Raw genomic sequence first — 22321 nt, 5'->3', positions numbered from 1 at the left:
CATGGCAGAACGCTCGTTCAAGAAAGAGGTCGAGAAGCTGAAGCTCGGCGCTGGCGAGCGCTTCGAGGGCGAGGGCATTCTCGCCGTCACCAAGGCGCTTCTTCAGTCCGGCGTTGCCTATGTGGGCGGCTATCAGGGCTCGCCCATCAGCCACCTGATGGATGTCTTCGCCGACGCCAACGACCTGCTCGCCGGTCTCGACGTACATTTCGAGGCGAGCGCGTCCGAGGCGACCGCGGCTGCCATGCTCGCCGCCTCGGTGAATTACCCCCTGCGCGGTGCCGTGGCCTGGAAGTCTGTGGTCGGCACCAATGTCGCGTCCGATGCTCTTTCCAACATCGCATCGGGCGGGGTGCGCGGCGGCGCACTCGTCATCGTCGGCGAGGATTATGGCGAGGGTTCCTCGATCATGCAGGAACGCACCCACGCCTTCGCGATGAAGTCGCAGATGTGGCTGCTCGATCCGCGCCCGAACCTTCCCAGCATCGTCGACATGGTCGAACGCGGCTTTCAGCTGTCCGAGGCGTCGAACACGCCCGTCATGCTCGAACTGCGCGTGCGCTCCTGCCATCTGACGGGGGAATTTACCGCGAAGGACAATATCCGCCCGGAATTCACCGTGTCGGACGCCGCCGCCAACCCGCAGCGCGATACCGACCGGATCGTCCTGCCGCCCGCGAATTTCCTGCACGAGGTGGAAAAGGTGGAACGCCGCTGGCCGGCGGCGATCGAGTTCATCCGTGAAAACCGCCTCAACGAGTGGTTCGGGCCGCAAGGCGGCGATGACCGGGGGACCGAAGGCGACGGCGCGATCGGTATCATCGTCCAGGGCGGTCTCTACAATAATCTCAATCGCGCGCTCGAACTGATCGGCCTGTCCGATTCCTTCGGCAACAGCCGCATTCCGATCTACTGCCTCAATGTCACCTATCCGCTGATCCCGGACGAGGTGCGCGACTTCTGCCTGGGGAAAAAGGCCGTCCTCGTGCTCGAGGAGGGGCAGCCCGAATTCATCGAGCATGAGCTGAACACGCTGATGCGTCGCAGCGACATCCAGACTCGGATCGTCGGAAAGGATCCGATGCCGCGCGCAGGCGAATATACCGCGCAGGTCATTCGCGACGGTCTCGGCAGTTTCCTGCGCGACTGGGCACCCGACATCGCCCCGCAGCAGCCCCGCAGCGACCCGCTTCCGGCAGAGGCGGCGGCGCAGATACCCGGCCGCCCGGCCGGCTTCTGCACCGGATGTCCGGAGCGCCCGATCTTTACCGCGATGAAGCTGGTGGAGCGCGAACTCGGTCCTTCGCATGTCTCGGCCGATATCGGCTGCCACCTGTTTTCCATCCTGCCGCCGTTCAACATCGGCAACACGACGATGGGTTACGGGCTCGGGGCCGCCGGTGCGTCTGCGTTCAAGCCGAAGGACAAGCGCGCCATCGCGATCATGGGCGATGGCGGCTTCTGGCATAACGGGCTGACCTCGGGCATCGGCAACGCCGTCTTCAACAAGGACGACACCGTCACGCTGATCGTCGACAATGGCTATTCGGCGGCCACGGGCGGACAGGACATCCTGTCGTCACGCGCGGAAAACAAGGCCAGGACCACCCAGCATCCGATCGAGCGCGCCGTGCGCGGCGTCGGCGGCAAATGGGTGCGCTCGGTGAACCGCACCTATGACGTCGCGCGCATGCGCGACACGCTGCGCGAGGCGCTGACCACTCCCGAAAAGGGGCCGAAAGTGATCGTCGCCAGTTCGGAATGCATGCTGAATCGCCAGCGGCGCGAAAAGCCGCTGAAGAAGAAGGCGTTGAAAGACGGTAAGCGCGTCGTGCGCGAGCGGTTCGGCGTCGATCCCGACACCTGCACGGGCGATCATAGCTGTATCCGTCTGTCGGGCTGCCCGTCCTTGTCGATCCGGCCCAATCCCGATCCGCTGCGTCAGGACCCGGTGGCGCATGTCGACAATAGCTGCGTCGGGTGCGGCCTGTGCGGAGAGGTCAGCCATGCGGCCGTTCTCTGTCCCAGTTTCTACAAGGCGCAGTTGGTCAGCAATCCGGGCCGCTGGGAGCGGCTGGTGCACAAGGTGCGGCAGGCCGTGATTTCCATGTTGCAGGGCTGGGACGGACGTGCCCGTGCCGCGAGGGCGTTCTGATGGCGACTTCCATGACCCCACAATCGACCGCTGCGGCAGGGCCGAAACGGCTCAGCGTCGCCATCCTTGCCCTTGGCGGGCAGGGCGGCGGTGTGCTTGCCGACTGGGTGCAGACCGTGGCCCGGGCGCATGGCTGGACGGCGCAGGGGACCTCGGTCCCGGGCGTGGCCCAGCGCACGGGCTCGACCGTCTACTATGTCGAAATGGTGCAGCAGGGTGAGCGCGCGCAGGCGGGCGACCCTGACGAACCGCCGGTCATGGCGCTGATGCCCGTTCCCGGCGACGTCGATGTCGTGGTTGCATCTGAACTGATGGAGGCGGGACGCGCGGTTCTGCGCGGCTTCTCTTCCGCCGACCGGACGACACTGATCGGCTCCACGCATCGCATCTACGCGATCGGCGAGAAGTCGGGCATGGGCGATGCGCGCGGCAGCGCCGAGCGAATCCTTGAGGCGGCGGCCCAGCGCTCCCGCCGTTTCATCGGCTTCGACATGGAGGCCGTCACCGAGCGGGCGGGCAGCGTCATCAGCGCGATCATGTTCGGAGCGCTCGCAGGCAGCGGCGCCTTGCCGTTCGGCCGCGGATCGTTCGAAGATGCCATCCGAGGCAGCGGCATTGCCGTTGAAAGCAATCTTCGCGGCTTCGACGAGGGGTTTCGCGCCGCTCAGCAGGAGCTGTCGCTGCCCGAAGAGCCTCAATCCGACTTTCCGGCGCCGACCAGCGAAACCGGTCGCCGTCTGACCGCCCGCATCCAGGGGAGCTTGCCTGAACCGGCCCATGAGGCCGCGCTTCACGGCGTCCAGCGCCTGATGGACTATCAGGGCGCCGCTTATGCCGAGGCATATCTGGGGCGTCTCCTCTCGATCGCCGCTCTGGACGCGCCGCCCTACACGCTGACGGCCGAGGCCGCCCGGCACCTCGCGCTCTGGATGTCGTATGAGGATACGATCCGTGTGGCCGACCTGAAGGTTCGCGAGACCCGGATGGACCGTGTCCGCGGCGAAGTGCGCGCGGAGGACGACCAGCTTCTAAAGGTTACCGAATATATGCATCCCCGGCTCAGGGAAGTGTGCGAGACGCTGCCTGCAGGTATGGGCCGCGCCATTCTCGGCAGCCGTGCGCTGACCCGCCTGCTCGATCCGCTGTTCCGCAAGGGGCGGCATGTCGAGACGACCAGCCTGCGCTGGTATGCGATGCTCTTTATCCTGTCGCGGATGCGGCCCCTGCGCCCGCGATCGCTGCGCTATGCAGAGGAACAGGCGCGCATCGACGCCTGGCTCGACGAGGTGCGCGAAACCGCGCTTCGCGACCGCGTGCTCGCAACCGAAATCGTTCGCTGTCAGCGCCTCATCAAGGGCTATGGCGACACCTTCGAGCGCGGCCTGCGCAACTTCGCCGCCGTCATGCAGGGGCTTCGCACGCCCCCGCCGGGCCGGGCCCCCGCAGCCTGGGCGGCCGAGCTTCGCGAGGCGGCCCTTGCCGATGAAGACGGCGAGGCGCTGAAGGAACGCCTCCTCGCCGCCTGAGCGCGGGACGCCCGGCAAAGGCGTTATCCGAACGGCGCCATCAGGAAGGCGGCGAAGCGGTCATCGCCGTAGAGCCGTCCCGCCACGCGCGTGAGGATTTCGGTGCCGTTCGCGCCGTTGGTCAGGACGACCACGCCGCGCTTGTTGGTCAGGTCGTAAAAGGCGAGCGTTCTCTCGCCCACATCGCCCCCGCTATGTTCGACGATGGTCCGGTCGCCATAATCATAGACGAACCAGCCCAGGCCCCAGCCCTGCTGCGCCGGGCAGAAGTCGGCTCGTTCGGCTTCGGCTTCCGGGCAGGCGGACTTCTCGCTTCGGTAATGCTCGATCGCCGTCTGCTCCCGGCGCAGGGCCGCCGGCACGCGGTCTCCTTCCCAGACGTCGATCATGAAGCGGGCATATTCGCGCGCTGTGGTACGCAGGTCGTCGGACGCGGACATTTCGGTTCGCACGACGTTGTAGACGCTTTCGCCCGCCTTGTACGGGTATGCGATGCGGCCGAAGAACTTGCCGGTCTTGGTGAAGGAGCTCAGCGGCATGTTGGCCGGGCCGAACACCAGTTCGCGCGCGGCCTGTTCGAAGTCGCGGCCGCTATGCGCGGCCACCGCCTTCGCCATCCACTCATAGCCCTCGCCCGAATAGCCCGTCTCCGTATCGGGATCGCGCAGAAAGCGCAGCGTCCCCTCCGTCTCGTAGCGCCAGTTCGGAAAGCCGGTCCGGTGGCGCATGACCAGTTCGGGGGTCAGCGCGGCGATGCGCGGGTCGTCGGCCACGTCGGCATCCACATAGGATTCGGCCAGCGGCATATCGAGCGCGGCGTCTCCCGCGGCGATCAGGCGCAAAACGGTCTCGGCGCTCACCGGCTTCGACAGCGAGGCAACATTGTACAGCGTTTCCTCATTTGCCGGTACGCCCCATTCCTGCTCGCCATAGTGGCGTACGAGGCTGATCTCGCCGTCTTCGATCAGCGCGATCCCGGCGGACGGCACGTCGAAACGTTCGAGGAGGGCGGGAACATGCTCGTCGAGCCAGTCGGCTTCTTCGGCGGCGAAGGCCGGGGCAGCGGCCAGGCAGGTGGCGACAAGGGCGCAGAGGCCGCGAAGGGGGGCAGTCATATCAAGGTCTTCCGTTGGTTGCGTCGCGCTCCGGATGCGGTTCCGCGGCGCCTCCTGTCACTTCAAGAAACTTGAAATCGACGTTCATCGGCCTCTTGCGGCGCTGGCCGACCGCTTCCGCCATGCTAGGGTCCGGCCCTATGCGCGTGAGAAGCGGCACCCTCCTCATCGACCTGTCTACCGGGCACGTTCGCCGCGGCGACGACCTGCTCGACGTCTCCGGCCTGACCTGGGAGCTTCTTGCCGCGCTTGCTCGCGCCGCGCCCGAGCCGGTATCCCCTGCCGTGCTGGCCGAGCAGGTCTGGCACCGCAGCCATGTCACCGATCAGACCATCGCGCAGCGCGTTGCCATGCTGCGCCAGGCGCTTGGCGATTCAGGCGACCGGCAGCAGCATGTGCGGACGGTGCGAGGCCGCGGCTATGCCCTCCGCGGATCGACCGAGGCGCAGCCTGTCCGCGCCGCTTCGCCGCCCGTCGCCCCCCCGCCGCTGTGGCGGCGGCGGACCACCTGGGCGCTCATCGCGGCGTTGCTTCTCCTTGTGGCGGCGGCCGGCACCTTCTGGATCAGGCGCGCGCAGGACGTCGTTCTCTATGATGAGCGGCGCGGGTCGCTTTTCGTTGGCGCCGCGCTCGGCGAGCGCTTCGACCGGCCCGTGCGCGGCCGGATCGGCGAGGTCGACGTGATCATGCTCGGCCTGCCCTCGGCGGAGGCGCTGGCGGCTTCGGCTGGCGGGCGCGCGCTTCTCTGCGGTGGCGGGCAGGGGGAGGAGGGTCAGCCGGGACCCGACCTTGCGCCCGTCCTCTCTGGCGAGGCGCTGGCCACGCGCTGCGCGGCAGCCACGCCCGCGCCCTGACGGCGGGAATATCGGCAAAGGGGGAAATGGTGGACGCACTAGGGCTCGAACCTAGGACCCGCTGATTAAGAGTCAGCTGCTCTACCAACTGAGCTATGCGTCCACTGCCGGGCTGGCCGGGATCCGGCCGACGGCTTGCCGCGATATATGGGCGGACCGGGCGGCCCGTTCAAGCGGCGGAGGCGGGCGAATACCGGCCCCGCGCGCGCGTGTCAATCGTCTCCGTGCGGGCCGGCTGCGGCATGCGGCCGCGAAGGGCGGTCGCCGCTTCGGCTACAGCGCCTTGCCGCGCCATTCCAGCGTCGTGCGGTCCTTCTCGGCATGGATCGAAATGAGGATGCCGAGGAGGAGGAGCGCCGTCAGCATGGCCGATCCGCCATAGCTCATCAGCGGCAGCGGAATGCCGACAACGGGCGCAAAGCCCATGACCATGGCGAGGTTGATGAAGACATAGAGGAAAAGCGTCATGGTAAGGCCGAAGGCCGCCAGGCGCGCGAAGATCGACTGTGCCGTCAGCGCCGTGAAAATGCCCCGCGCGATAATGACCATATAGCAGCCGATGACGAAGAATCCGCCGATCAGGCCCCATTCCTCGGTCATGGTCGCGAAGATGAAATCGGTCTGCTGCTCGGGCAGATATTGCAGGTGGCTCTGCGTCCCCGACAGGAAGCCCTTGCCGCCGATCCCGCCCGAACCGATGGCGATCTTCGACTGGGTGATGTGATAGCCGGCGCCCAGCGGATCGGCTTCGGGGTCGAGGAAGATCAGCACGCGCTTCTGCTGATATTCCTTCAGCAGGAACTCGACCGCCAGCGGGATGCCCACGACCGCGCTGACCGCGCCGGTAATGAACAGCCAAAGCGGCGCGCCAGCCAGGAAGACGATGGTGGTGCCGCCCATGACGATGGTGAGCGCCGTGCCCAGATCGGGCTGCATCATCACCAGCGCGGCGGGCAGGCCCATCAGGATGGCGGGCAGGATCAGGGCGCGCAGCGTGCCGGTCTGCGCCCGCGGCAGGAAATGATAATAGCGCGCCAGCGCCAGCACGATGGCGATCTTCATCAGTTCTGAGGGCTGCAGGTTGATGACGCCGAGGTTCAGCCAGCGCTGCGACCCGCCGCCCATCTGGCCGACGATCTCGACCGCGATCAGGAGCACCAGGCAGATGCCGTAAAACCAGTAGGCGCTGCGCAGCCACAGCGTGATGCTGACCTGGGTCAGCACCAGCATCATGCCCAGCAAGGCGGCGAAGCGGATGCCCTGGTTGATCGCCCAAGGGCTGATGTCGCCGCCTGCTGCCGAATAGAGCACCAGGATGCTGAACCCGCCCAGCCCCAGCACTGACAGCAGCGTGGGGACCGGGATGCGGTTAAGCCGGTCGGGTAGAGACGGACCCGCCATCTTCGCTCCTTCGGCCCATCGGCTGGGGCGGTTTGAACAGGTCGGCGGCAACGGGCTCGATGCCCCACATCGTTTCCAGCCGGCGCAGCGACTCCAGCGCCTTGTCGCGGTCGTAGAGGAACGTCATCACATCCTTCGCGATGGGCGCCGCGGCAACGCTGCCGCCGCCGCCATGTTCGATGGTGACGCTGATCGCATAGCGCGGGTTCTCTACCGGGGCGAAGGCGATGAACAGGCCGTGGTCGCGATATTTCCAGGGCACCACGCCGCGGTTCTTCGACAGGGCGCGCACCTGCGCCGTCCCCGTCTTCCCGCCCATACGAACCTCCTCGAGAGGCAGACGAGAGCGGCCCGCCGTACCGGCGGGACCGTTGACGCACAGATCCATGCCGTGGCGCACATCCTCCAGATGGCGGGGGTCGATGTCGAGCAGCGCGCCTTCGCGCCCATCGCCCGCCAGCAGCGTCGGCATGACGGCTCGCCCCGATGCCAGGCGAGAGACCATCACCGCCAGCTGCAGCGGCGACAGCGCGTTATAGCCCTGACCGATCGAACTGTTCAGCGTTTCGCCGACCAGCCAGTCCTGATCGTAGCGCTCGCGCTTCCATTCCGGGTCGGGCAGCACACCGCCATTCTGGTTCGGCACCTGCAACGTGTCGAAGGTCTCGCCCAGGCCCAGCTTCTGGCCCATGTCGTGAATGGCATCGATGCCGATCTGGCGCCCACGCGTGTAGAAATAGACGTTACAGCTCTGGTAGATCGCCTTGTACAGGTCCGTGGCGCCGTGGCCGCCGCGCCGCCAGCAGGCGAAGCGGTGCCGGTCCAGCTGGTAACCGCCGCGGCAGACGACATGTTCGTCCGGGTCGATGCCATGGGCGAGGGCCGCGAGCGCAGTGACCGGCTTGAAGGTCGAGCCGGGCGGATAGAGGCCCTGGACCGACTTGTTGATCAGTGGGCGCATCTCGTCGCCCATCAGCGAATCCCACTCCTTGTGGCTGATGCCGTCGGAAAAGGTATTGGGATCGAAGGCCGGCATCGACACCATGGTCAGGACTTCGCCGGTCGTCACGTCCAGGACGACGACGCTTCCCGATTCGGGACCGATCCGCCGCGCGGAAAAGGCCTGCAGCTCCCTGTCGATCGACAAGCGGACGGTCTCGCCCGGCGTATCGGGCTGGGTCTCCAGGTCGCGAATGATGCGGCCGCGCGCATTCACTTCGACGCGCCGTGCGCCGCGTTCTCCGCGCAGGCGCTCGTCCAGTTCGCGTTCGACGCCGTCCTTGCCCACCTTGAAGGCGGGGTGGAGGAACAGCGGGTCGTCGTCGGCCTCCAGATATTGTTCGCGTGTGGGGGCGCCGACATAACCCATCAGGTGGCCGACCGCCGCCCCGTCGGGATAATAGCGGGTAAAGCCGCGCACGGGCTGCACGCCGCTCAGCTCGGGCAGGCGGACATTGACCGCGCTATACGCCTCCCAGTCGACGTTGGAGGCGACTTCCACGGGCAGGTAGGGGGGCTTTTCTTCGACCTCCTTGCGAATCCGCGCCATTTCCTCGGGCGGCAGGTCCAGGAAGGTCTCCAGCTGTTTCAGCGTGGCGGCCATATCGCGGATCTGTTCGGGCACGATTTCCAGCCTGTATTCGGGCTGGTTGATGGCCATGGGCTGTCCGTTGCGGTCGGTCAGCCAGCCGCGCCGCGGCGGGATCAGCCGGACCGCGACGCGGTTTTCCTCGGCCAAGGTGCGGTATTTTTCGCCCTCGAAGACGCTCAGATAGACCAGACGCCCGCCGATGACGGCGCCCGCAAGCGCCTGCAGCCCGCCCACGACGACGGCGCGGCGGGTGAAGGTCTGGTGTCTTTGCGCGTCTGTCTTCAACTACTTATCCGATCGACGAAGCGCCTCTGCACACTGACGAACAGGAATGCGACAAAGGGAAAGATCGCAATGCTCGTCAGCCCCTGAGTTAGGAACGGAAGTAGGGGCACACTAGGTCCCGCGACGATGCTGAGCAGCCACAGCAGCGCCTGTCCCGCCATGATAAAGGGAATGCTGATCAGCCAGTCGCCGAACCAGTGTAGCCGCCTTGTTTTCGAATCCACCCACTGCACGGCCAGCATGAACAGGGGCAGCGCGACGGCGTGTACACCGAGGGGAAAGCTGTGCAGCAGGTCGACGGCCACGCCCAGCGGTACCGCTGCCCAGACGGGTAGCTGTGACGGCCTGTAAAGGGCGAACAGGAACATCAGCACCAGGCCGACATTCGGAACGAGCGCGATGGGCGGGAATAGCGGGATCGTCCCGATCAGAAATGCCAGCAGCGCTACCAGGAAAGGAACGACGCTGAACAGGCCGCTGACCAGCAGCATGACCTGCTCGCCCGTGGACAGGGAGCGAAAGGGACGGTCGGCCTTTACCATGCGGCCCTCACGGCCTGACGATGCCGTCGCCGGGCAGCGCGGCATCGGGAAGGGCGCGGTCGTCTTCGATGGGCTCGAAGTTCGTGCCCCAGGGTTCTTCGACGATCACATATTGCGCCAGCGACGGAATCGCCGCCGGCCGCGCCAGGATCTGGCCTTCGTCGGTATCGACGATGGTCCCGACCAGGACGCCTGGCGCGAACAGCCCGCCGTCCCCGGACGTGATCAGCCGGTCGCCGATCTGCACCTCGTTCGACGTGGGGCCGGTTAGGTCGACCCGCACCAGCGGGTCGTTCGATCCCGCCACCAGGGCGGGAAGCCCGGTGCGGACGACGCGCACCGGGACCCGGCTTTCCGCATCCGTGACCAGCAGGATCCGTGTGGCGTTCCGGCCCACCTCGACCGTGCGGCCGATCAGGCCGGTCGCGGTCCGGACCGGCTGGCCGTTTCTCAGTCCGTGCTTGTAACCGCCGCCGATCAGCGCCTCGCGGGCATAGGTGCCGCTGGTAGCGCCGGAAATGGCGAAGGTTCCGACGCGGGCCCGGTTGGGATCGACGACGTTCAGCAATTGCCGCAGTTCGCGGTTTTCGCGCACGGCTTCCTCGAATTCGACGCGCCGCTCCTGGTATAGCTGTTCGCGGTTTTGCAGTACGCGCACGCGCTCGGCCGCGTCCCAATAGGCGCTTATATTGCGGCCGGCATTGCTCATTGCGGTGACGGGTACCTGCAGGACACGCCAGATCGGGGCGGTCACGTCCGCAGCGGCGGCGCGCAGGGGTTCGACCCGGTTCGGAAAATAGCGAGAGCCGATCAGCAGCAGCACCGCGATCACCAGAAACATGATGATCAGGCCGCTTGCCACCACGGCCTGGGTTCGTTCGCGGTGGGTGCGCCGCGTTGAAATTCGGCGGGGTGGCCAGGCCAAGGGACCGGCTCTCCTACTGAGTGGTCAGGACGCCGCGATAGATCGGATCCTCAAGTGCCTTTCCGGTTCCGAACGCGACGCAGGTCAGCGGATCGTCCGCCACCGTGACGGGCAGGCCGGTCGCGTCGCGGATCACCTCGTCCAGCTGGCCCAGCAGCGCGCCGCCGCCGGTCATGACAATGCCCTGGTCGACAATGTCGGCGGCCAGTTCGGGGGCGGTATTTTCCAGCGCCGCGCGCACGCCTTCGATGATCTGGCTGACGGGCTCGGACAGCGCTTCGGCTACCTGCGCCTGGTTGATGGTGATTTCTTTCGGCACGCCGTTCATCAGGTCGCGTCCCTTGATGTCTAGCGTCATCCCCACACCCTCGGCTGGCGGTTTCGCCGTGCCGATCTCCGCCTTGATCCGCTCGGCCGTGGCATCGCCGATCAACAGGTTATGATTGCGACGGACATAGTTGACGATGGCGTCGTCCATCTTGTCGCCGCCGGTACGCACGCTGGTGGTATAGGCCAGGCCGCGCAGCGACAGGACGGCCACTTCCGTCGTGCCGCCGCCGATGTCGACCACCATGGACCCAATCGGTTCAGTCACCGGCATGCCGGCTCCGATCGCGGCGGCCATCGGCTCGTCGATCAGATAGACCTGGCTGGCGCCCGCGTTGAGGGCCGCATCGCGGATGGCGCGGCGCTCGACCTTGGTGGAGCCCGACGGCACGCAGATGACGATCTCCGGATAGGAGAGGAAGCTGCGCTTGTGCACCTTGTTGATGAAATGCTCGATCATCTTTTCGGCGATGTCGATATCGGCGATGACGCCCTCCGACAGGGGCCGGATGGCCTCGATCGTACCGGGCGTCTTGCCCATCATCATCTTGGCGTCGTTGCCCACGGCTTTGACGGACCTGCGGCCCTCGACCGTTTCCAGCGCGACGACCGATGGTTCATTCAGGACGATGCCCTCCCCACGCACGTAAACGAGCGTGTTTGCCGTACCGAGGTCGATCGCCATGTCCTGGCTGAAGATTGAGAAAAGCTTGTTCAGCATGGAGGCGCGGCGGTCTTTCCTATTTGCGGGTATGACTTAGATACGCCTCATAACGCTGGAGGGTCCCTGTGCCTACATGTGTTACGGTCCGTTACTGACTTCGGGCAAGATTCCCTGATAGACTGGCTCGACCGATGACCATTCGCCGCCTTCCCGAGACGCTCGTCGATCGTATCGCCGCCGGCGAAGTGGTTGAGCGCCCTGCCTCCGCGGTTAAGGAGCTTGTTGAAAACGCTCTCGATGCAGGCGCGAAACGCATCGAAATCCTTCTCGAGGACGGCGGCGCCTCGCTTATCGAGGTGTCCGACGATGGTTGCGGCATGGGCACGGGCGAACTGCGCCTTGCGGTCCAGCGCCATTGCACGTCGAAGCTCGGGGATGGCGATCTCGAGCGCATCGCGACGCTGGGATTTCGCGGCGAGGCACTTCCCTCCATCGCCAGCGTCAGCCGTTTCACGCTGGCCAGCCGTCCGGCGGAGGGTGAGGGTTGGCAGGTCGAGATCGACCATGGGACACCCGTGTCCGAGGGGCCGGCGGCGCGCCGTCAGGGAACGATGGTCAGGGTGGCGGACTTGTTCGGTAAGGTGCCCGCCCGGCGCAAATTCCTGAAATCCACCCGGTCGGAGCTTGGGGCGATCTCCGACACGGTGCGCCGGCTGGCCATGGCCCGTTCGGACGTGGCCTTTCAGCTGGTGCATGAGGGGCGGCGGCTTCTCGATGCGCCGTCCGCCGGCTCTCTGCTCGAAACGGCGCGCGTCGAGCGGCTCGGTACGATCCTTGGCCATGATTTCGCCGACAACGCCGTCGCGGTCGACCTGGAGCGCGAGGGGCTGCGGATTGGCGGTCTCGCCGGCATCCCGACATTCAATCGCGGCGCGGCGGACCATCAGTATCTCTTCGTAAACGGCCGCCCGGTGAAGGACCGGCTTCTGCTGGGCGCCGTTCGCGGCGCCTATCGCGATCTCCTCGCACGCGACCGCCATCCCGTCCTCGCCCTGTTCCTCGAGGTGCCGCACGAGTTCGTCGACGTGAACGTGCACCCGGCGAAGACGGAAGTGCGCTTCCGCGATCCGGCGAAGGTGCGCGGCCTCGTCGTATCGGGTCTTCGCCGCGCGCTCGACGCCGGCAGCCACCACGCGGCGACCACGGTCTCGGACGCGGCGCTGTCGTCCTTCCGGGCCGAAGAGCCGCGCGCGCCGCTCGCGCCCGAGCAGCGCATGTTCGGCGAAACCCGCCTCGGCTTTTCCGCGCCGCCGTCGGCGCGCACCGGAACGCTGCCGGAACAACCCGGCCCGATCTCTTCCGGGGCAATGGCTCCCGGTCCCGGGTCCGGCGACTCCTTCGACGTGCCGTCCGCGGAGGAGGATCTCCGCCGGTATCCGCTCGGCGCGGCGCGCGGCCAGGTGCACGAAAGCTGGATCGTTGCGGAAACCTCGGATCATCTCATCCTCGTCGACCAGCACGCCGCGCACGAGCGTCTGACGCTCGAGAAGATGAAGGCGGCGGCGTCGAGCGGCGGCGTGAAGGTCCAGCAGCTTCTCATGCCCGAGGTCGTCGAACTCAGCGAGGAAGAGGCCGAGGCGGTCGAGGGCCATGCCGAGGCGCTTGCAGGCTTCGGGCTCGAGGTCGAACGGTTCGGGCCTGCCGCCATCCTCGTGCGCGGCGTGCCGTCCATTCTGGGCCAGCGGCTCGACGTGAAGGGGCTTGTGCGCGACCTTGCCGACGATATCCGCTCGCTCGGCGCAGCGCACAGCCTCAAGGAGCGCATCGACGAGGTGTTCGCCACCATGGCCTGTCATGGCTCGGTCCGCGCCGGTCGCCGGCTCGGTGTTGCAGAGATGAACGCACTGCTCAGGGAGATGGAAATTACTCCCCACAGTGGACAGTGCAATCATGGCCGCCCGACCTATGTGAAGCTGGCCCGCGCCGACATCGAAAAGCTGTTCGGCCGCCGCTGATCCTCAGGCGACTTCGTTGCCCTCGAAGTCGATCAGCCTGGCGCCCAGGCGCTTCGCCTCGCTGCGGTCGTGGGTGACGTAAAGGACCGGCAGCTCATAGTCTTCATGTACCCGCCGGATCAGCGCCGCGATCTCTTCGGCGCGCGGCGGGTCCAGCGAGACCAGCGGCTCGTCGAAGAGCAGGAAGTCGGAATTGGCGAGCAGCGCACGCGCGATCGCGACCCTGCGTGTTTCGCCGCCCGAGAGCGTACGCGGCCAGCGGGCAAGGAGATGCGCGATCCCGAGGCTTTCGGCGATCTCGTTGCGGTCGAACCGCGGCCGCCGGGCGAAGTCGAGATTTTCGCGTACGCGCATGTGGGGGAAGAGGCGGGCGTCCTGAAAGACATAGCCGCAATGGCGCTTTTCGGGGGGGAGGTCGATCCCCGGGGCGAACAGGGTGCGACTTCGAACGACGATATGCCCCCGGCGAGGGCGTGCAAGCCCGGCCACGGCGCTGAGGATCGTCGTCTTGCCTGCGCCGGAGGGGCCGACCAGACATGTGATGCCATCACCAGTCCGGAAGGCGCAGGATATGACGCGCTCCCCGCGAGCCACCTCGATGTCGATGTCAAAGGACATGGACGCCCCTCCCGCTGCGGCGCGCCAGGACTTCGGACGCTACGAGCGCCAGCAGGGCGATACCGACCGAGATGGCCGCCAGCCGGATCACCGCCGCTTCTCCGCCCGGGGTCTGAAGCTGCGTGTAGATCGCCAGGGGCAGGGTGCGGGTTTCGCCGGGGATGTTCGAAACGAAGGTGATGGTCGCCCCGAACTCTCCAAGCGCGCGGGCGAAGCCGAGCATCATGCCGGCAAGGATCCCGGGCAGAGCGAGCGGCAGGGTAATGCGGACAAAGGTTCGCGTCCGTCCCGCCCCCAATGTGCGGGCCGCCTCCTCAAGACGTTTGTCGACTGCCTCCAGACTGAGGCGGATCGCCCGGACCATGAGCGGAAGCGCCATCACGCCGGCCGCGATCGCGGCGCCGGACCAGCGAAACAGAACACTGGCGCCGAACAGATCGTCGACGAGCATACCGACGGGCCCCTCCGGGGCAAAGAGAAGCAGGAGGAGCCAGCCAGTCACGACGGGCGGAAGAACGAGAGGCAGATGGACGAACCCGTCGAGGACAACCTTGCCCGGAAAGCTGGACCTTGCGAGCAGCCAGGCGAGTCCGAATGCGAGGGGAAGGGTAAAGAGTACCGCAATGCCGCCGACTTTCAGCGACAGGACGACGATCGCCCACTCCGTGGCCGTCATCCGGTGACTGCGGGGCCGAAGCCGAACTTCGCGAGCGTGCCTCGACCCGCATTGCTGGTGAGAAAGTCGAGGAATGCGGTCGTTTCGGGATGGGTCGACGCGATGAGTATCGCAGCGGGATAAACGATCGGGGGATGCGCCGTTTCTGCAAACCTGCCGACGACCGCGACATGAGAAGTCGCACGCGCATCGGTCTGGTAGACCACTCCGAGAGGAGCCGCGCCGCGCTCCACGAGCGCGAGTGCCGCGCGCACATTTTCTACTGGGGCCAGCCGGTTCGCAACCGCACCCCAAGCGCCCAGGCGGGATAGCGCCGCATGGGCATAGCGGCCGGCGGGTACGCTTTCCGGTTCCGCCACCGCCAGCCGTCCCTTTCCGAGCGCCTGCAACAGGCCTGCCCGGCTGTCGATCCATTCTCGCTGTTTAGCACTGACGAGGACGAGGCGGTTGCGCGCAATATCGGTTCGGCTGCGCGGGTGCACGAGATCGCGCTGCACGAGCCAGTCCATCCAGGCTTCGTCCGCCGAAATGAACAGATCGGCCCGGGCTCCCGACGCGACCTGGCGGGCGAGGGCAGACGTCGCCGCGGCGGATATGACCGGCCGCTCGTGCCGCGTCGTTCTGACATATTCGTCGGCGGCAGCTTCCGCCGCATCGGTCATGCTTGCCGCCACAAGGACAAGCGGGCCTTTCGCGGCTGCCGGATCGCACAGCGCCAGAAAACTCAGGAGGAAGAGCAGGCAGGATACGGCGGACTTCATACCCGTCTGCCTACCGGTTGCGCCGCGCCTCCGCTACAGCCTGCTTCAGCGCATCGTAGCCTGCTGCACCGTCCACACGCTTGTCGCCGACGATATAGGCCGGTGTTCCGGAGATGCCGAGCTCGCGTGCCAGGGCGAGGTTGGACTCGATCTCTTCGCGGATGTCGGGCTGATTGCCAGCCTGGCGAAGCACTGTGAGGGCAAGGCCGGACTCCGACGCGATGTCCGCGATCTTCCCTTCCGTCAGCCGGCGGCGATCTTCGAACATGCTGTCGTGATATTCCTTGTAGCGGCCGGCCTTCGCCGCGAGCAGCCCGGCCTCGGCCGCCTTTCTGCTTTCTGCGCTGAGGATCGGCATCGACCGCCATACCACCTTCAGCTCGTCGTCTTCAGCCAGCAGCCGCTGGAGGTCGCCATGGGCACGGCGACAATAGGGGCATGCAAAATCAAAGAATTCGACGAGGACGACATCGCCGTTCCGGGCGCCGGCCCAGGCGCCGGCGAAGGGCGTTTCGAGCCGCGTCCTGTTGGCGTCGATCGTTTCGGTGGTCTCCCGCCGCCTGAGTTCGGTCATCCCTTCGGGAATGATGTCCGGATTGGCGAGGATATAGTCGCGGACGATCTGTTCGATCTCCGCGCGGCTTCGCGGGTCTTCGGCCGGCGTCTGGGCGGCAGCGCCTTCGATGCCGAGCGCGCTCAGCAGGAGGATGGCCAGGAAGGCGGCAAGCGGCCCCCTTGCCGGGAAAGTTGCGGCAGTCGTGGTCATCCGAAGTCTATCTCCGCCGCTCATCTTCCATCTGCGCCTGCGCCACGAGCAGGATGTCCTGCGCCCGTAGCCAATCGGGCGTTCCCTTCTCAATGCCGTCCATCGCCATACGCGCACTACGCACGGCGAGTCCGGGCTGGCGCGAAAGCGCCTGCTGTTCGGCAGTCGCAAGCGAGGCACGAGCCTCGTCTCCCTGCCGCGAATAGGCGATGCCGAGCTGATACCAGGCGAAGGGATTGTTTCGATCCTGCCGCACCGCTTCGCGCAGCACGGCAACCGCCCGGTCGACCCGCTCCGGCTCTTCGGTGGACAGCAGCGCATGACCCAGGAGCGTGGCGATCAGAGGCTGGTTCGGGTCGGCGGCAAGCGACCGCTCGAGCGGCTCGATAGCCTCCGCCGGACTTCCGGATTCAAGCAGTACCTGTCCCTTCAACTCCAGCACGAACGGATCGTCGGGGTTCTCCGCCAGCAGCGCGTCGGCTTCGGCCGCGGCCTCCTCCGGATAAGCGCTCTTGTGATAGGCATAAGCGCGGGCGAGATGCGCCTCGGTGCTCCGGTCGCTTGGGGGATAGGTGCGCAGCGTTCGTTCCGGATTTTCGACATATCCGAACAGCTTCGCCTGAACCCGGCGGAAACGGCGCTCGAGCTCGGGGTCGGTGGGCGTATCCCAATAGGGAGATGTCTCGCTGAGTTCCCTCAAGGTGGCGATCCGGTTCGCCGGACTGGGGTGGGTGCGCAGATATTCGGTCTGCTCGTCCTGCGGGACCGCGTAGCGAAACTCCTGATTCTCCAGCTTCTCGTAGAATTGCAGGTAGCCCTTCGCCGAAATCCCCGCCGTTTCGAGGAACTTCGATCCGGCAAGATCGGTCCGCGCTTCCTGTTGACGGCTGAAGGCAAGCACCTTGCCCGTTGCCGCGCGCTGGCCAAGTCCCATCAGCGCCATGCCCGCATCGGGCGCGCCTCCGGCGATCGCCCCAACAGCCGCCACCAGCGACAGGATGCTGATCCCTGTCGCGGTTCCGCCTGCCTCGTCGCCGAAGCGAATGGCATGGCCGCCCGCGACATGCCCGATTTCGTGGGCGAGAATGCCCTGAATCTGGTTCGCGTTGTCCGCCTGCAGAATGGTGCCGGAGTGGATGTAGACGCGCTGGCCGCCGACGACGAACGCGTTGAGGCTATTGTCGTTGACGAGGACGACATCGAAATTTGCCGGGTCGAGCCCGGCGGCCTCCACAAGCGGGGCCGCCAGGTCGTCGAGCCAGGCTTCGGTTTCGGCGTCCCTCAGGATGCTTTGCGCCGCCGCAGGTCTTGCGGGCAGAGCGCAAAGGGCAAGAACGAGAAGGAAGACGCGCGAGAGTTTCATAGCGGGCGACATAGATAGGATACGTGAACCGCCGGTGAAATCCCGTGAGTGTCCTCCCGGGGCGCCGAGTGCCGGTCAGCCGCCGAATGTCCGCTGCCACCAGCCTTTCCGCTTGGGGGGTTCATCCTCGCTATCCGCCTGCGAATCATTGGCAGCAGGCGCGGCGTCATCGGCGGCGTCGCTAGCGGGTGCCGCTGGTGCCGGGGCGGGAACAGGCCGAGGAGCGGCATCCTTCGGCTTCGACCGCGGTTTCGGCGTGTCTTCTTCCGCGGTCGGCGACTGTCCGTCGATCTTATCGGCCTCTGCCTCAGATGCAGCGTCGGCCTTTGGCTTGCGGCGACGTGTCCGTTTCGGCTTGGCCGCAGCCGGTTCGTCGGAATCCGCTTCCTCTACCGGAGCCTTGCTACCCGATGCGGCATCCTCGGCCGTACCATCTTCGGTATCCTCGCTTTTCTTCTTGCGGCGAGCAGGCCTCTTCTTCTTCGGTGCTTCGGAAGCCTGTACGGCGTCCGCGTCCTTCACGGCTTCGGAAACGTCGAGGCTTGCAGCTGCTTCGACCTCGGGAGCGGCCTGGGTGTCCGCAGACGCATCATCGGTCGCATCGGTGACGGCGTCGCCGTCCTGGGACTCCGGCCGGTCATCCTGCCGTTTGCGGCGATTGCGACCGCCGCGCCGGCCACGCCGACGCCGACCCCTCTTGTCGCCGCCTGTATCTTCTGACTTCTGATCGTCTTCGGACTTGTCGCGGCCGCCATCCTGAGCGTTCGCCTCCTCGTCCGGTTCGCGATCGTCGGACTCGCTGTCACCGGAATCCTCGTCCCGGTGGTCGCGGCCCTTGCGCCCCCGACCGCCGCGGCGGCGTCGGCCACGCCCGCGTTCGCGGCGCTCGTCCTCGTCCTCCTCGTCGAAATTGTCGGTGACGTCCTCGGAATCGTCCGGTTCGCTGTCATGACCCTCGGGCATCGAGATATCGACGGTCGGACGGGGCGGGCCGCCGCGCGCGACGACTTCCCGCTCGTTGATATGCATCTCGTCTTCGGGATTGATGCGCACGGCGATGCCGTAGCGTTCCTCCAGATTCGCGAGGCTGCGCCGTTTCTCGTTGACCAGATAGACGGCCACGTCGCTGGGCAGATGGACTGAGAAGTCGTTGTTCTTGCCCTTGAGCGCGAGGGCCTCCACCTCACGCAGCGCACCGAGACCAGCAGATTCCACCGTTCGTACGATGCCGGCACCGTCGCAGACCGGACAGGTGCTGGTCGATGCCTCGAGAACGCCGGTACGAAGACGCTGGCGGCTCATTTCCAGGAGCCCGAACTGGGAGATCCGGCCCACCTGAATGCGCGCGCGGTCGTCCTTCAGGGCATCCTTCAGCGCCCGTTCGACCTTCCGGACATTGCCGCCATGATCCATGTCGATGAAATCGATGACGATCAGGCCAGCCATATCGCGAAGCTTCAGCTGGCGCGCGACTTCACGCGCCGCTTCCACATTGGTCTTGTAGGCGGTTTCCTCGATATTGTGTTCGCGAGTCGACTTGCCCGAGTTGATGTCGATCGCCACCAGCGCTTCGGTCGGGTTGATGACGATGTAGCCGCCCGATTTCAGACGCACGGTCGGCAAATACATCTCAGACAATTGCTCTTCGACGCGGTAGCGCTGGTAGATCGGTACCGGGTCGTCGTAGAGCTTCACCTTGCGCGCATGGCTGGGCATCAACAGCTTCATGAAGCCCTTGGCCGCCTTGTGGCCTTCGGCGCCATCGACGAGCACTTCCTCGATCTCACGCGTGTAGAGGTCGCGGATCGCGCGTTTGATGAGATCGGAATCCTCATGGATGAGCGCAGGCGCGGTCGAGGCAAGCGTCTTCTGCCGGATTTCGTCCCACAGTCGGCTGAGATAGTCGAAGTCGCGCTTGATCTCGGTCTTCGTTCGGCTGGCCCCGGCGGTCCGCACGATCACGCCCATGCCCGACGGAAGGTTCAGCTCGTTGACGATGCTCTTCAGCCGCTTGCGGTCGGAGCCATTGGCGATCTTGCGACTGATGCCTCCGCCATGGCTGGTGTTCGGCATCAGCACCGAATAGCGGCCCGCAAGGCTGAGATAGGTCGACAGCGCGGCGCCCTTATTGCCGCGTTCTTCCTTCACAACCTGCACGAGCAGGACCTGACGGCGCTTGATGACTTCCTGAATCTTGTAGCGCCGACGCAGGTTCTGGCGCTTCTTCCTCAGCGCCTCATTGGCGGCATTGTCGACATGGTCGTCACCTTCCGTGTCGTGGTCGTCATCATCCTCATCGTCGTTCGCGTCGTCTTCTTCGTCGTCGTCCCGGCGCGCCTTCGAGCGCTTGGCCTTCTCGGCTTCCAGTTCGGCGGCGTGCGCTTCGGCAATTTCCCGCTCTTCGGCGAGCAGAGCTTCGCGGTCGGACTTCGGAATCTGGTAGTAGTCGGGATGAATTTCCGAAAAGGCGAGGAAGCCGTGGCGATTGCCGCCATAGTCGACGAACGCAGCCTGAAGGGACGGTTCGACCCTCGTAATCTTCGCTAGGTAGATGTTTCCTTTGATCTGTGCCCGGCGAGCGGACTCAAAATCAAACTCCTCGATCCGGTTTCCCTTGACGACCGCGACCCGGGTTTCCTCCCGGTGGCGCGCATCGATAAGCATGCGGGTTGCCATTTGATGGTCTCCTTGACCCGCGAAGGGTGCCGGGCGGAGCCGGCCTTCTGCGGGCGTGCGTTAACAGACCGACACCGGATGGTAGCGGTCGGAATAGTGAAAATGAGAAGCAGTCGCGGATGTCGGCGCAGGCATACTCACGACCTTGGTCGGAGTAGGAATGCATGCTTGCCGTTATCATACCGCGTGCCAAAACCTTGTTAATCGGTGCCCTTGGGCACGCCGGAATCGCGCAGGAACGCGGCGATCCTGGAAGATCGGGGCCGTTCAAAACGAACGACTCCGCCACCTTCGCTAGCACCAATAGTTCGTGTGAACAACAGATGAAGCAAGCCGGATACTGCCTCGGCGCTTGCCGCAAGGGCCCGGGACTCCTAAGATTCTCGTAAAGTCGGCCGGGTGCGCGCGCAGCGTGCGGACGCGCAGCGGCCGGTTTGTGGTGGGGAGGTACGCAGGAGCCGTGTTGAAGAGGCGAAGCCCATGCCGATGACCGCTGTTCGGGGAAGTCTCGCCGCGCTGCTGGCGGCGTTGTTCCTGCTTGTCGGCGGGCCGGCGCGCGCAGAAACCCTGCTGTCCGCGAAAATCGTTGCCGAGGGCGACGGCGCGGCGGTCCTCCTTACCTTCGATGGCGGTATTCCCGACGCGCGCCGGTTCGCTCTTGATGGGCCTCGCCGTCTTGTTATCGATCTTGCGGATACGGTGAACGAGGCCGCGCCAGCTGACGGAGCAGGGCCGATCGACGGACTGCGTGCCGCTCAGTTCGATCCGCAAACGGCCCGTGTCGTCCTGGACCTGAAGTCACCGGCGCGGATTTCCGATGCGCGGGCGGATGGAGGCATATTGCGGATTGCGGCGACGCCGATTTCCGCTGCTTCCTTCGCGGAAAGTGTGAAGTCCGGTCCGCAGGCGTTGCGGACGGGCGGTACGCGGCTTGCCGCGAAGGCGGATGCTCCTGCCGCGCAGAAAGAACCCGCCAAATCCGCGCGGCGTGCCGGGGCGGCCAGGTCATCCACGGTGGCCGAACTCGCTTCGGTCAACCTGCCGGCGAAGCCGCGCCGCGTTCCCAAACCGCATACCTATACCGGTCGGCCGGTGATCGTCATCGACGCCGGCCATGGCGGTCATGATCCGGGATCACCGAGCGTGACGGGTACCCCGGAAAAGGACGTGGTGCTGGGTGTGGCCAAGGCCATTGCGGCGGAACTGAATGCCACGGGCCGGGTGCGGGCGGTCCTGACGCGCGACGACGATACCTATCTTCTGCATAGGGCGCGGACGGACGTGGCGCGCCGGAGCCGAGCGCAGCTGTTCATTTCCGTTCACGCCGACAGCTTTCCCAAGGACCCCAGCGTCAGCGGCGCGACGATTTACACGCTGTCGGAGACGGCATCGGACAAGGAGGCCGCGCGTCTGGCAGCAAGGGAGAACCGAACCGATATCCTAAGCGGCATCGATCTGGGGGGCGAGGACGAGGAGGTCACCTCTATCCTGATCGACCTTGCCCAGCGCGAGACGATGAACGCTTCCGCGGAATTCGCGGCCGTCCTGCAGCGCGAGATGGTCGGGGCGGGTGTACCCTTTCGCAGTCATTTCCACCGCTTTGCGGGATTTCTCGTGCTGAAGGCCCCCGACGTACCGGCCGTCCTTCTGGAAACCGGCTACATGTCGAACGAGAAGGATGCGCGTTATCTGATGTCGGCGGAAGGGAGGCAGGAGATTGCCGAAGGCGTCAGCCGCGCCGTCGATGCCTACTTGCTTCGCCGTCTGGCGCAGCGCTGATCCACAGAAAGGTGCCGGCATGCGCATCTGCTTCCTAGCCGTCGCGGCGTTGCCGCTTCTTTCCGGCTGTATCGTCGAGCGCGCGGTGGACGTCGTCACCCTGCCGGTAAAGGCGGGCTCAAAGGCCGTGGACCTTGCGACGACGAGCGAGGAAGAGCGCGACGCGAAGTTCATCCGCCAGCTGAGAAAAGCGTGCGAGCAGTGGGAAGATGCTGTCCGCGATGCGCGGCGTGACGACAGGGATCCGCCGCCTCCGCCAAATGGAGCCTGTACCTGACGCGC

Annotated in this window: 18 protein-coding genes and 1 tRNA gene; 6 read left to right on the top strand and 13 right to left on the bottom strand. The window is 65.8% G+C overall.

Features of this window, described 5'->3' with window-relative positions; all coding sequences use genetic code 11:
• The first annotated feature begins 1 nt into the window (after position 1).
• A complete protein-coding gene (locus KCN53_RS11085; protein ID WP_088712380.1) occupies positions 2-2155 on the top strand; it encodes an indolepyruvate ferredoxin oxidoreductase subunit alpha in 2154 nt (717 codons plus the stop codon).
• A complete protein-coding gene (locus KCN53_RS11080) occupies positions 2155-3681 on the top strand; it encodes an indolepyruvate oxidoreductase subunit beta family protein (protein WP_224199617.1) in 1527 nt (508 codons plus the stop codon). The genes KCN53_RS11085 and KCN53_RS11080 overlap by 1 nt, the downstream gene beginning before the upstream one ends.
• 23 nt (positions 3682-3704) lie before the next feature.
• Here the strand turns inward: KCN53_RS11080 and KCN53_RS11075 are convergent, their stop codons facing one another.
• Positions 3705-4796: a serine hydrolase domain-containing protein gene (locus KCN53_RS11075; RefSeq protein WP_088712381.1), complete on the bottom strand. Its 1092-nt coding sequence runs from the start codon at positions 4794-4796 to the stop codon at positions 3705-3707.
• 140 nt (positions 4797-4936) lie between these two features.
• Between KCN53_RS11075 and KCN53_RS11070 the strand changes: the two genes are divergently transcribed.
• Positions 4937-5650: a winged helix-turn-helix domain-containing protein gene (locus KCN53_RS11070; RefSeq protein ID WP_172406218.1), complete on the top strand. Its 714-nt coding sequence runs from the start codon at positions 4937-4939 to the stop codon at positions 5648-5650.
• Between the two features lie 27 nt (positions 5651-5677).
• Here the strand turns inward: KCN53_RS11070 and KCN53_RS11065 are convergent.
• From KCN53_RS11065 to KCN53_RS11040, 6 genes are all read right to left on the bottom strand, one after another.
• Positions 5678-5753 (bottom strand) — tRNA-Lys (locus KCN53_RS11065).
• 170 nt (positions 5754-5923) lie between these two features.
• Positions 5924-7051, bottom strand: coding sequence for a rod shape-determining protein RodA (gene rodA, locus KCN53_RS11060; protein WP_088712383.1), 1128 nt, complete (start codon positions 7049-7051; stop codon positions 5924-5926).
• Positions 7020-8927 carry a penicillin-binding protein 2 gene (gene mrdA, locus KCN53_RS11055; protein ID WP_088712384.1) on the bottom strand — a complete coding sequence of 636 codons (1908 nt, stop codon included), beginning with the start codon at positions 8925-8927 and terminating at the stop codon, positions 7020-7022. The genes rodA and mrdA overlap by 32 nt, the downstream gene beginning before the upstream one ends.
• On the bottom strand, positions 8924-9469 hold the full coding sequence (gene mreD / locus KCN53_RS11050) for a rod shape-determining protein MreD (protein WP_172406219.1): 546 nt from the start codon (positions 9467-9469) through the stop codon (positions 8924-8926). Before mreD ends, mrdA begins: the two co-directional genes overlap by 4 nt.
• Positions 9470-9476: 7 nt before the next feature.
• On the bottom strand, positions 9477-10394 hold the full coding sequence (mreC, locus tag KCN53_RS11045) for a rod shape-determining protein MreC (RefSeq protein ID WP_143712220.1): 918 nt from the start codon (positions 10392-10394) through the stop codon (positions 9477-9479).
• 13 nt (positions 10395-10407) lie between these two features.
• Positions 10408-11442, bottom strand: coding sequence for a rod shape-determining protein (locus KCN53_RS11040; protein ID WP_088712387.1), 1035 nt, complete (start codon positions 11440-11442; stop codon positions 10408-10410).
• 134 nt (positions 11443-11576) lie between these two features.
• On the opposite strand from KCN53_RS11040, the gene mutL reads away from it, so the two are divergent.
• Positions 11577-13400 carry a DNA mismatch repair endonuclease MutL gene (gene mutL / locus KCN53_RS11035; protein ID WP_088712388.1) on the top strand — a complete coding sequence of 608 codons (1824 nt, stop codon included), beginning with the start codon at positions 11577-11579 and terminating at the stop codon, positions 13398-13400.
• A 3-nt stretch (positions 13401-13403) separates the two neighbouring features.
• On the opposite strand, the gene KCN53_RS11030 is transcribed toward mutL, so the two are convergent.
• The 6 genes from KCN53_RS11030 to KCN53_RS11005 form a co-directional block, all read right to left on the bottom strand.
• Positions 13404-14018: an ATP-binding cassette domain-containing protein gene (locus tag KCN53_RS11030; protein ID WP_088712389.1), complete on the bottom strand. Its 615-nt coding sequence runs from the start codon at positions 14016-14018 to the stop codon at positions 13404-13406.
• Positions 14008-14694, bottom strand: coding sequence for a molybdate ABC transporter permease subunit (modB, locus tag KCN53_RS11025; protein WP_088712390.1), 687 nt, complete (start codon positions 14692-14694; stop codon positions 14008-14010). The genes KCN53_RS11030 and modB overlap by 11 nt, the downstream gene beginning before the upstream one ends.
• A complete protein-coding gene (gene modA, locus KCN53_RS11020) occupies positions 14691-15455 on the bottom strand; it encodes a molybdate ABC transporter substrate-binding protein (RefSeq protein ID WP_088712391.1) in 765 nt (254 codons plus the stop codon). The genes modB and modA overlap by 4 nt, the downstream gene beginning before the upstream one ends.
• Positions 15456-15465: 10 nt before the next feature.
• Complete coding sequence (locus tag KCN53_RS11015) at positions 15466-16221, bottom strand: DsbA family protein (RefSeq protein ID WP_172406220.1); 756 nt, start codon at positions 16219-16221, stop codon at positions 15466-15468.
• Positions 16222-16228: 7 nt separating this feature from the next.
• On the bottom strand, positions 16229-17584 hold the full coding sequence (locus tag KCN53_RS11010; protein ID WP_088712393.1) for a M48 family metalloprotease: 1356 nt from the start codon (positions 17582-17584) through the stop codon (positions 16229-16231).
• 75 nt (positions 17585-17659) lie between these two features.
• The gene (locus KCN53_RS11005) at positions 17660-20260 is read right to left on the bottom strand and encodes an Rne/Rng family ribonuclease (protein WP_224199615.1); all 2601 of its coding nucleotides are present in this window, start codon (positions 20258-20260) and stop codon (positions 17660-17662) included.
• A 480-nt stretch (positions 20261-20740) separates the two neighbouring features.
• Here KCN53_RS11005 and KCN53_RS11000 point away from each other — a divergent pair, with 480 nt between their 5' ends.
• A complete protein-coding gene (locus KCN53_RS11000; RefSeq protein ID WP_088712394.1) occupies positions 20741-22039 on the top strand; it encodes an N-acetylmuramoyl-L-alanine amidase in 1299 nt (432 codons plus the stop codon).
• Positions 22040-22058: 19 nt separating this feature from the next.
• Positions 22059-22316: a hypothetical protein gene (locus KCN53_RS10995; RefSeq protein WP_088712395.1), complete on the top strand. Its 258-nt coding sequence runs from the start codon at positions 22059-22061 to the stop codon at positions 22314-22316.
• Positions 22317-22321 lie beyond the last annotated feature (5 nt).

Source organism: Pacificimonas aurantium (assembly GCF_020092905.1).
Lineage (GTDB): Bacteria > Pseudomonadota > Alphaproteobacteria > Sphingomonadales > Sphingomonadaceae > Pacificimonas > Pacificimonas aurantium.
Note: the sequence above shows the minus strand (reverse complement) of the source record. Positions and strands in the feature narration are given on the sequence as shown.

What these genes read in the sequence shown, in the direction of transcription:
- KCN53_RS11005 (WP_224199615.1), bottom strand. Translation starts at nt 20,260, where the DNA reads ATGGCAACCCGCATGCTTATCGATGCGCGCCACCGGGAGGAAACCCGG.
- modA (WP_088712391.1), bottom strand. Translation starts at nt 15,455, where the DNA reads ATGAAGTCCGCCGTATCCTGCCTGCTCTTCCTCCTGAGTTTTCTGGCG.
- mutL (WP_088712388.1), top strand. Translation starts at nt 11,577, where the DNA reads ATGACCATTCGCCGCCTTCCCGAGACGCTCGTCGATCGTATCGCCGCC.
- KCN53_RS11070 (WP_172406218.1), top strand. Translation starts at nt 4,937, where the DNA reads ATGCGCGTGAGAAGCGGCACCCTCCTCATCGACCTGTCTACCGGGCAC.
- rodA (WP_088712383.1), bottom strand. Translation starts at nt 7,051, where the DNA reads ATGGCGGGTCCGTCTCTACCCGACCGGCTTAACCGCATCCCGGTCCCC.
- KCN53_RS11000 (WP_088712394.1), top strand. Translation starts at nt 20,741, where the DNA reads ATGCCGATGACCGCTGTTCGGGGAAGTCTCGCCGCGCTGCTGGCGGCG.
- KCN53_RS11040 (WP_088712387.1), bottom strand. Translation starts at nt 11,442, where the DNA reads ATGCTGAACAAGCTTTTCTCAATCTTCAGCCAGGACATGGCGATCGAC.
- KCN53_RS10995 (WP_088712395.1), top strand. Translation starts at nt 22,059, where the DNA reads ATGCGCATCTGCTTCCTAGCCGTCGCGGCGTTGCCGCTTCTTTCCGGC.
- modB (WP_088712390.1), bottom strand. Translation starts at nt 14,694, where the DNA reads ATGACGGCCACGGAGTGGGCGATCGTCGTCCTGTCGCTGAAAGTCGGC.
- KCN53_RS11085 (WP_088712380.1), top strand. Translation starts at nt 2, where the DNA reads ATGGCAGAACGCTCGTTCAAGAAAGAGGTCGAGAAGCTGAAGCTCGGC.
- KCN53_RS11030 (WP_088712389.1), bottom strand. Translation starts at nt 14,018, where the DNA reads ATGTCCTTTGACATCGACATCGAGGTGGCTCGCGGGGAGCGCGTCATA.
- KCN53_RS11010 (WP_088712393.1), bottom strand. Translation starts at nt 17,584, where the DNA reads ATGAAACTCTCGCGCGTCTTCCTTCTCGTTCTTGCCCTTTGCGCTCTG.
- KCN53_RS11075 (WP_088712381.1), bottom strand. Translation starts at nt 4,796, where the DNA reads ATGACTGCCCCCCTTCGCGGCCTCTGCGCCCTTGTCGCCACCTGCCTG.
- KCN53_RS11080 (WP_224199617.1), top strand. Translation starts at nt 2,155, where the DNA reads ATGGCGACTTCCATGACCCCACAATCGACCGCTGCGGCAGGGCCGAAA.
- mreD (WP_172406219.1), bottom strand. Translation starts at nt 9,469, where the DNA reads ATGGTAAAGGCCGACCGTCCCTTTCGCTCCCTGTCCACGGGCGAGCAG.
- KCN53_RS11015 (WP_172406220.1), bottom strand. Translation starts at nt 16,221, where the DNA reads ATGACCACGACTGCCGCAACTTTCCCGGCAAGGGGGCCGCTTGCCGCC.